Source organism: Pseudomonas sp. 05T35 (assembly GCF_056396605.1).
In genome coordinates this window covers 1-587 of the sequence record NZ_JBFTLU010000897.1, presented here as the reverse complement: position 1 = coordinate 587, position 587 = coordinate 1, and the positions used below count along the sequence as shown (strand labels likewise).

Sequence of the window (587 nt, the reverse complement as noted above, 5' to 3'; positions counted from 1 at the left end):
TACCGGCATACTGATTGGGATAGACTGCATGAAGAGTTGGCTCTTCCAAAGGAGAGTTGGGATGCTCGGGCGGGTAGTGACTTTGGATTGCTAGTTCCAGATAAGCAGCAATATTGGCTTACGACTCAGATGAACTTTTGGAAACTCTACGGTCGATAAATAAGAGAGGTGGGGAGAAGGGGGTGGATTTATTTGTGGCGAATTTATTTGCGGGGTGCCGGATATTGTCGTCGTAAATAAAATCGTCCCCTTTTTGGAATACAAGCGTTTGCTGAGGGGTGAAATGTGAATAAATTAATTTTTGAGTTTTCTCCTGTTGATAAGATTCGCAGAGTTATCCCTGCTGCGGGCGGTGAGTGGTTTTCGAATGTGGTTCTAAAAGTTAGAGCGGTGGCGGGCTGCGAGTGTGTTTTATTTGGTGTTAATTGGGACTCAAGGGTGTTAATTGAATGGTTGAGTGCTAATGCGGATGAAATTATCAATGAGCCATTTGTTTTTTTAAGTGATCGTTCTTTGGCAAGGACTATTGCAGATAAAATTGAGGAGGATTTGTCAGAGGTTGACGAGGATCTTTTGTACGAATACAG

Annotated in this window: 1 protein-coding gene; it reads left to right on the top strand. The window is 43.1% G+C overall.

The window, feature by feature from the left end:
- Positions 1 to 285: 285 nt before the first annotated feature.
- On the top strand, positions 286 to 587 hold a 302-nt coding region (locus tag AC1DH9_RS30545), incomplete at its 3' end, for a hypothetical protein (RefSeq protein WP_477809505.1).